The organism is Burkholderia sp. ABCPW 111, assembly GCF_000773065.1.
GTDB classification, from domain to species: Bacteria; Pseudomonadota; Gammaproteobacteria; order Burkholderiales; family Burkholderiaceae; genus Burkholderia; species Burkholderia savannae.
The window spans coordinates 109478-117111 of sequence record NZ_JPWT01000047.1; the positions used below are offsets into that span (position 1 = coordinate 109478).

At 69.4% G+C, this 7634-nt stretch carries 4 protein-coding genes and 1 pseudogene; 4 read left to right on the plus strand and 1 reads right to left on the minus strand.

Annotation, left to right across the window (positions count from 1 at the left end):
* Positions 1-91: 91 nt before the first annotated feature.
* Positions 92-1846: an N-acyl-D-amino-acid deacylase family protein gene (locus X946_RS06295; RefSeq protein WP_038744918.1), complete on the plus strand. Its 1755-nt coding sequence runs from the start codon at positions 92-94 to the stop codon at positions 1844-1846.
* Between the two features lie 518 nt (positions 1847-2364).
* Here X946_RS06295 and X946_RS06300 read toward each other — a convergent pair.
* Complete coding sequence (locus X946_RS06300) at positions 2365-3063, minus strand: helix-turn-helix transcriptional regulator (RefSeq protein WP_038744919.1); 699 nt, start codon at positions 3061-3063, stop codon at positions 2365-2367.
* Positions 3064-3213: 150 nt separating this feature from the next.
* Here X946_RS06300 and X946_RS06305 point away from each other — a divergent pair, with 150 nt between their 5' ends.
* The 3 genes and pseudogenes from X946_RS06305 to X946_RS06315 form a co-directional block, all read left to right on the plus strand.
* Positions 3214-4311, plus strand: a complete 1098-nt coding sequence (locus tag X946_RS06305; protein ID WP_038744920.1) for an efflux RND transporter periplasmic adaptor subunit — start codon at positions 3214-3216, stop codon at positions 4309-4311.
* Positions 4308-7418 (plus strand): efflux RND transporter permease subunit, encoded by a 3111-nt coding sequence (locus X946_RS06310; RefSeq protein WP_038744921.1) that lies wholly within the window; start codon positions 4308-4310, stop codon positions 7416-7418. Before X946_RS06305 ends, X946_RS06310 begins: the two co-directional genes overlap by 4 nt.
* Positions 7415-7634, plus strand: a pseudogene (locus tag X946_RS06315) (multidrug transporter); the annotation flags it as partial. The gene X946_RS06310 and the pseudogene X946_RS06315, both read left to right, overlap by 4 nt.

A 7634-nucleotide genomic window follows, 5' to 3' on the forward strand; every position in this document is an offset into this window, starting at 1 on the left:
AGCCAACGCGCGACGCGCAACTCGCATCGCGGCTCAAGCATCGCGTGCGGGCCGCCCGTGCGTCCAGAACACGATACGGAGACACCTCAAGATGACGCGCTACGACACGATCATCCGCAACGGCCTATGGTTCGACGGCACGGGCGCCGAGCCCCGCGCGCGCGACCTCGGCATCCGCGACGGCCGGGTCGCGACGGTGTCCGACGCACCGCTCGCGGCCGATGGCGCGGACGTGATCGACGCGGCCGGCAAATGGGTGCTGCCCGGCTTCGTCGACATCCATACGCATTACGACGCCGAGATCCTCGTGTCGCCGGGGCTGCCCGAATCGGTGCGGCACGGCGTGACGAGCGTTTTCCTCGGCTCGTGCTCGCTGTCGACGGTTCACGCGGACGCGCTCGACTGCACCGATCTCTTCAGCCGCGTCGAGGCGCTGCCGCGCGAGCAGATGCTCGCCGTGCTGTCGCGCGCGAAGACCTGGGACACCGCGGCCGCGTACGTCCGCCATCTCGAATCGCTGCCGCTCGGCCCGAACGTCGCCGCGTTCCTCGGCCATTCGGATTTGCGCACGCACGTGCTCGGCCTCGGGCGCGCAGTGGACGACCGCGTGCGGCCGCACGAGGCCGAACTGCAAAGGATGGAGCGGCTGCTCGACGACGCGCTCGACGCGGGCTTCGTCGGGCTGTCGTCGATGACGACGCCGTGGGACAAGCTCGACGGCGAGCGCTACCGGTCGAAGTCGCTGCCGTCGACGTTCGCGACGTGGCGTGAATACCGGCGGCTGAACCGCGTGCTGCGCCGCCGCGGCCGCGTGCTGCAAAGCGCGCCGAACACGACGAATCCGCTGAACGGCCTGCTCTTCATGGCCGCGAGCTGCGGCTACTTCGTGCGCAAGCCGCTGCGCACGTCGCTCCTCGTCGCGGCGGACAGCAAGGCCGCGCCGCGCGGCACCGTCGACGTGCTGCTCAACGGCGTGCGGCTCGCGAATGCGCTCTTTCGCGGCGAGCTCGTCTGGCAGCATCTGCCGGTGCCGTTCCAGGTCTACGCGGACGGGATCGATTTCGTGATCTTCGAGGAATTCGGCGCGGGCCGCGCGGCGCTGCACCTGAACGACGCGCTCGAGCGCAACAGGCTGCTGCAGAACGAAGGCTACCGGCGCGAGTTCCGCAAGCAGGTCGGCAAGGGGCTCGACCTGAGGCTCTGGACGCGCGATCTGCACGACACGCGGATCGTCGGGTGCCCGGACGCGTCGGTCGTCGGCAAGTCGTTCGGCCAGGTCGCCGACGAGCGCGGCATCCATCCGGCAGACGCGTTCCTCGACCTCGTCGTCGCGCACGGGCAAAAGGTGCGCTGGTGCATGACGATCGCGAATCACCGCGCGGACGTGCTCGACCGGATCGCCGCGCATCCCGCGTTGCAGATCGGCTTCGCCGATTCGGGCGCGCACCTGCGCAACATGGCGTTCTACAACGCGCCGGTGCGCTTCCTGCGCCGCGTGCGCGAGGCCGAGCGCGCCGGGCGGCCGTTCATGTCGGTGCAGCGGGCGGTGCATCGCCTGACGGGCGAGCTCGCCGGGTACTTCGGGATCGACGCCGGCACGCTGCGCGTCGGCGATCGGGCGGACGTCGCGATCGTCGATCCCGCGCATCTCGACGCGTCGGTCGACGCCTGTCACGAGGCGGACATGAGCGTGTTCGGCGGGCTGCGCCGGCTCGTGAACCGCAGCGGCGCGGCGGTCGCGGCGACGCTCGTCAACGGGCAGGTCGTGTATCGCGACGGCGCGTTCGCCGACGGCTTCGGCGAAACGCGGCGCGCCGGGCATTTCCTGCGGGCCGCGACGCGTTAGGCGTCAGGCCGCCCGAGCGCGAAGGACGGCGCGGGGCGGCCTGCGCCGTCGTCGACCGGGTACTTCTGCAAGCGGGTCGACAAGCGCCTTGGCGGGCGTTCCTGCGAACGCTTCCGCACGCCGTTTAGCGAGTCTTTCTTGCGATGCCCTTGGCGATGTGCGCGGGCGCGTGCTCGGGCTCGGGCTCGGGCTCGACGCAAACGCGAGCGCGCCCGCGCCAAATCGTCCGGCCCGCCCATCGCTTCGCGGGCTTCTTGACTTGATTCATCACGGGCTTCTTCACCCGCTGTATCGCGGCCGGGCGAATCGCGGCTCCACTATTCGCGCGGCGCGCCGCGCACGCCGCCCATGCACTTCACGCTCGTCGCTTGGCAACGCCGACATCGCCCGGCGTTCGGCACCGCGTCGCGCCCGGGGCGTCGCGGATGCCGTTCGTCGCGGCGCGCTTGCTTCGGGCGCGCACGCCGGCATCACGCGCCGGCGTCGCCCAAGCCCCCGGCGAATCGCGACGCGCCCGGTCATTCGTCGCGCGACGGCGCGCGCCCTTCCGCATCCGGCTCCCCGGCGGCGCATGGCCGTATGCGGTACGCGCAGCGGCGCGCGCCGACCGGAATATGCTCGATGCGCTCGATCGTCAGCGCATCGCCGAGCATCTCGCGGAAGATCTCGAGCTCGGAGCGACAGAAGCCCTGGCACGCGGTGGCGGCCGCGCAGATCGGGCAGTGATTCTCGATGAAGAGCCAGCCGTCCCCGTCGGGCGCGCGCGACCATTCGGCGAAGTAGCCTTCGCGGTCGCGCAGTTCCGCGAGACGCGCGATGCGCGTCTGCGGGTCCGTCACGCCCTCGAGCGTTTGCGTGTACGTGCGGCGCATCTCCGTCTCGCGCGCGGAGATCAGCAGATCGAGCGTCGGCTGGCCGAGCGTCGTGCGGATGATCCGGATCAGGTCGACCGTCATGTCCGCGTGCGCGTCCGGGAAATGGCCGTGGCCGAGCGGCGTGAGCCGCCAGATCCGCGCCGGCCGCCCGACGCCCTGCGCGACGTTCTCCGCCTCGACGAGCCCGTCCGCCTCGAGCTTCTTCAACTGCTGCCGCGCGGCCTCGGCCGTCGTGCCGAGATACGCGCCGAGCTCGGCCGCCTGCAACGGGCCGCGGCGCTTCAGCACGTTCAGCACGCGCTCGGAAACCGGGATTTCCTGCTTCGAAAAAGTATCGTCCATCGCTGCATTATCAAATGTTGGGCTTGCGCAATGCAACGATAACGCAAGCCGGCCACGCCAATCACCCAAATAAACCAAGGATATTCTTGACTTATTCCGTTGTCAGACAAATCATGTCCCCGATTCTTACAAAATGACTGAGAGATTTCCATGGGCCGTCGGCTATTGCTTGCATTGGCGCTATTGGCGTTCATTTTCGGCGGGCTGTTTCTGTGGCGGGAAAGCCGCGTGCAGGCCGCCGATCATCCCCCCGCTCCCCCGCCCGCGCTGACGGTTTCCGCCGTCGCCGTGCGCGCCGCGCCCGAGCGCGTGTCGATCGACGCGGTTGGCTCGCTCGACGCGGTCCGCCAGGTGACGCTCGCGCCCGAAGTGGCCGGTCGCGTCGTCGCGCTGCATTTCGAGGCCGGCACGACGGTGCGCAAGGGCCAACTGATCGTCCAGCTCTTCGACGAGCCCGAGCGCGCGAAGCTCGCGTCGATCCAGGCAAAGGCCGCGTTCGCGAAGCGCCAGCTCGATCGCTCGCAGGCGCTCGCGCTAACGGGCGCCGAGCCGCGCAATATCTATGACCAGCACCGCTTCGATTTCGACGCGTCCGCGGCCGACATCCGCGAGACGCAGGCGGTGATCACGCAAAAGGCGGTGCGCGCGCCGTTCGACGGCGTGCTCGGCCTGCGCCGCGCGAACCTCGGCCAATACCTGAACGCGGGCGACGCGATCGCGACGCTGACCGATCTCGACACGCTGTACGCGAACTTCACGGTGCCGCAGAAGAGCTTGAGCCAGCTGCGCCTCGGCCAGAACGTGTCGATCACGACGGACGCGTATCCGGATCGCACGCTCGTCGGCCGCGTGAGCGCGATCGAGCCGCAGGTCGGCGCCGACACGCGCAACGTCGCCGTGCAGGCGACGCTCGCGAACCCCGGTCACCTGCTGCGCCCGGGGATGTACATCCAGGCGCGGCTCGAGCTGCCGCCGCGCGAGCGCGCGCTGACGGTGCCCGACACCGCGGTGCAGACGTCGCAGCGCGGCGAATCGGTGCTCGTCGTCGGCAAGCCGGGCCGCGACGGCCTCGGCGTCGTGCGGCTGCAGCCCGTGCGCACCGGCCGGCGTGCCGAAGGCCGCATCGCGATCGCCGAGGGCCTGCGTCCGGGCGACGTGGTCGTCACGTCGGGCCAGGTGAGGCTCGCGGCGGGCGACAAGGTGAAGGTCGCGCTCGAGGACGGCGCATCGTCGGGAGCCGAGCAATGAACGCCGGCACGCCTCACGATTCGGGCGCAACCCGCGCGCGCTTCACGGACGTATTCGTCCGCCGCCCGGTGCTGTCGCTCGTGATGAGCCTGCTGATCCTGCTCGTCGGCCTGCGCGCGCTGATGTCGCTGCCGGTGCGCCAGTATCCCGCGCTCGAGAGCGCGACGATCAGCGTCGAGACCGACTACCCCGGCGCGTCGCAGGATCTGATGCAGGGCTTCGTGACGACGCCGATCGCGCAGTCGATCGCGACGGCCGACGGGATCGAATACATCACGTCGACGACGACGCAGGGCAAGAGCGTCGTGAAGGCGCGGCTGCGCCTGAACGCGAACGCGGACCGTGCGATGACCGAGGTGATGGCGAAGGTCCAGCAGGTCAAGTACAAGCTGCCCGCGGATGCGTACGACTCGGTGATCACGAAGCTGACCGACGCGCCGACCGCCGTGATGTACCTCGGCTTCGCGAGCGACACGCTGTCGATCCCGCAGATCACCGATTACGTGGTGCGCGTCGCGCAACCGCTCGTGACGACCGTGCCGGGCGTCGCGTCGGCCGAGATCCTCGGCGGCCAGAACCTCGCGATGCGGGTCTGGCTCGACGCGACGCGGCTCGCCGCGCACGGGCTGTCCGCCGGCGACGTCGCCGCAGCGATTCGCGCGAACAACGTGCAGGCGGCGCCCGGTCAAGTCAAGGGATCGCTCACGATCGCCGACATCTCGGCGAACACCGATCTGACCGACGTCGGCGCGTTCAACGGGATGGTCGTGAAGAACGATCCGAACGGCGGCGGGCTCGTGCGGCTGAAGGACGTCGCGACGGTCGAGATCGGCGGCGAGAACTACAACTCGAGCGCGCTGATGAACGGCCGGCGCGCGGTGTACATCGCGGTCAACGCGACGCCCGCCGGCAATCCGCTCGAAATCGTGCGCGGCGTCGGCGCGGTGCTGCCGGCGATGGAGCGCAACAAGCCGGCGAGCATCCAGATCGCGAACATGTTCGACGGCGCGCGCTTCGTCAACGCGTCGATCGCCGAGGTCCGCTCGACGCTCGCCGAGGCGATCGCGATCGTCGTCGTCGTGATCTTCCTGTTCCTCGGCTCGTTTCGCGCGGTGATCATTCCGGTGCTGACGATTCCGCTGTCGCTCGTCGGCTCGGCCGCGCTGATGCTCGCGGCGGGCTTCTCGCTGAACCTGCTGACGCTGCTCGCGATGGTGCTCGCGATCGGGCTCGTCGTCGACGACGCGATCGTCGTCGTCGAGAACATTCACCGGCACATCGAGGAAGGCGAGCCGCCCGTGCGCGCGGCGCTGATCGGCGCGCGCGAGATCGCGTCGCCCGTGCTCGTGATGATGGCGACGCTGATCTCCGTCTATGCGCCGATCGGGCTGATGGGCGGCCTCACGGGCTCGCTCTTCAAGGAGTTCGCGTTCACGCTCGCGGGCGCGGTGCTCGTGTCGGGGATCGTCGCGCTCACGCTGTCGCCGATGCTCGGTTCGCTGCTCCTGACGAGCAAGATGTCCGAAGGCCGGGTCGCGAAGGCGATCGAGCACACGCTCGAGCGCGTCACTCGCGTCTATCAGCGCGGCCTGCACGCGAGCCTCGCCGCGCGGCCGGCGATTCTCCTGATCGGCGTCGGCGTGCTGGCGGGCATCGTGCTGCTCTTCTCCGGCGTGAAGCGCGAGCTCGCGCCGCAGGAGGACCAAGGCTCGATCATGGTCGCGGTGAAGGCGCCGCAGTATGCGAACCTCGATTACATGGAGCGCTACGCGCCCGACATCGAGCGCGTGTTCCGCACGCTGCCCGAAGCCGACACGAGCTTCATCCTCAACAGCTACGGCGGCAGCAACCTCGGCTTCGCCGGCGTGAACCTCGTCGACTGGGAGAAGCGCACGCGCAGCGCGTCGACACTGCAGGCGCTGATCCAGGCGCGCGGCGACCAGATCCGCGGCGACCGCGTGTTCGCGTTCCAGCTCCCGGCGCTGCCCGCGTCGAGCGGCGGGCTGCCGATCCAGATGGTGCTGCGCGCGCCGTCGAGCTTCGCGGATCTCTACGCGCAAATGGAGCGGATCAAGGCGGCGGCGCAAAAGAGCGGCCTTTTCGCGGTCGTCGACAGCGATCTGACGTTCGACAGCCGCGCGGTGGGCGTGACGATCGACCGCAATCAGGCGAACACGCTCGGCGTGACGATGAAGGACATCGCCGACACGCTCGCCGTGCTCGTCGGCGAGAACTACGTGAATCGCTTCAACTTCAAGGGCCGCTCGTACGACGTGATTCCGCAGGTGTCGCGCGGCGAGCGGCTGTCGTCGGAGATGCTGAGCCGCTATTACGTGAAGACGGGCTCCGGCCAGATGATCCCGCTGTCGACGGTGATCCACGTGACGAACGGCAGCCAGGCGAACGCGCTCAGCCAGTTCAACCAGATGAATTCGGCGACGTTTTCCGCCGTGCCAGCGGCGGGCGTGACGATGGGCGAAGCGGTCGCGTTCCTCGAGGCGCAGAAGCTGCCGTCCGGCTTCTCGATCGACTGGCTCGGCGAATCGCGACAGTACGTGCAGGAAGGCAACCGGCTCGCCGTCACGTTCGGCTTCGCGCTGATCGTGATCTTCCTCGTGCTCGCCGCGCAGTTCGAGAGCCTGCGCGATCCGCTCGTGATCCTGGTGTCGGTGCCGCTGTCGATTTGCGGCGCGCTCGCTCCGCTCTACCTCGGCTTCGCGACGCTCAACATCTACACGCAGATCGGGCTCGTCACGCTGATCGGCCTGATTTCGAAGCACGGGATTCTGATGGTCAGCTTCGCGAACGATCTGCAGCGCCACGAAGGGCTCGACCGGCGCGCCGCGATCGAGCGGGCGGCGGCCGTGCGGCTGCGGCCGATCCTGATGACGACCGCGGCGATGGTCGCGGGCCTCGTGCCGCTCGTGTTCGCGGCTGGCGCCGGCGCGGCGAGCCGCTTCGCGATCGGCATCACGGTGTCAACGGGCATGCTGGTCGGCACGCTCTTCACGCTGTTCGTGCTCCCCACCGTCTACACGTTCGTCGCGAAGGACCACGGCGCGGCGATGCGCAGCGAGCGCGCGCAACTCCTCGCGGCAATCCGATGACCATGAACGACACGATGCATCGCTTTCCCAACGATACGGCGCCGAACGCGCGCCGCCACCGCCGCGCGCCAGGCGCGGCCGCCTCGATCACGCGCTCGGCGGCCTGCTCGATCGCCGTCGCAGTCGCCCTGCTCGCGACGGGCTGCACGCTCGCGCCGCGCTACGAGCGTCCGGCCGCGCCCGTGTCGGGCGCGTTCCCGACCGACGGCGTCTACG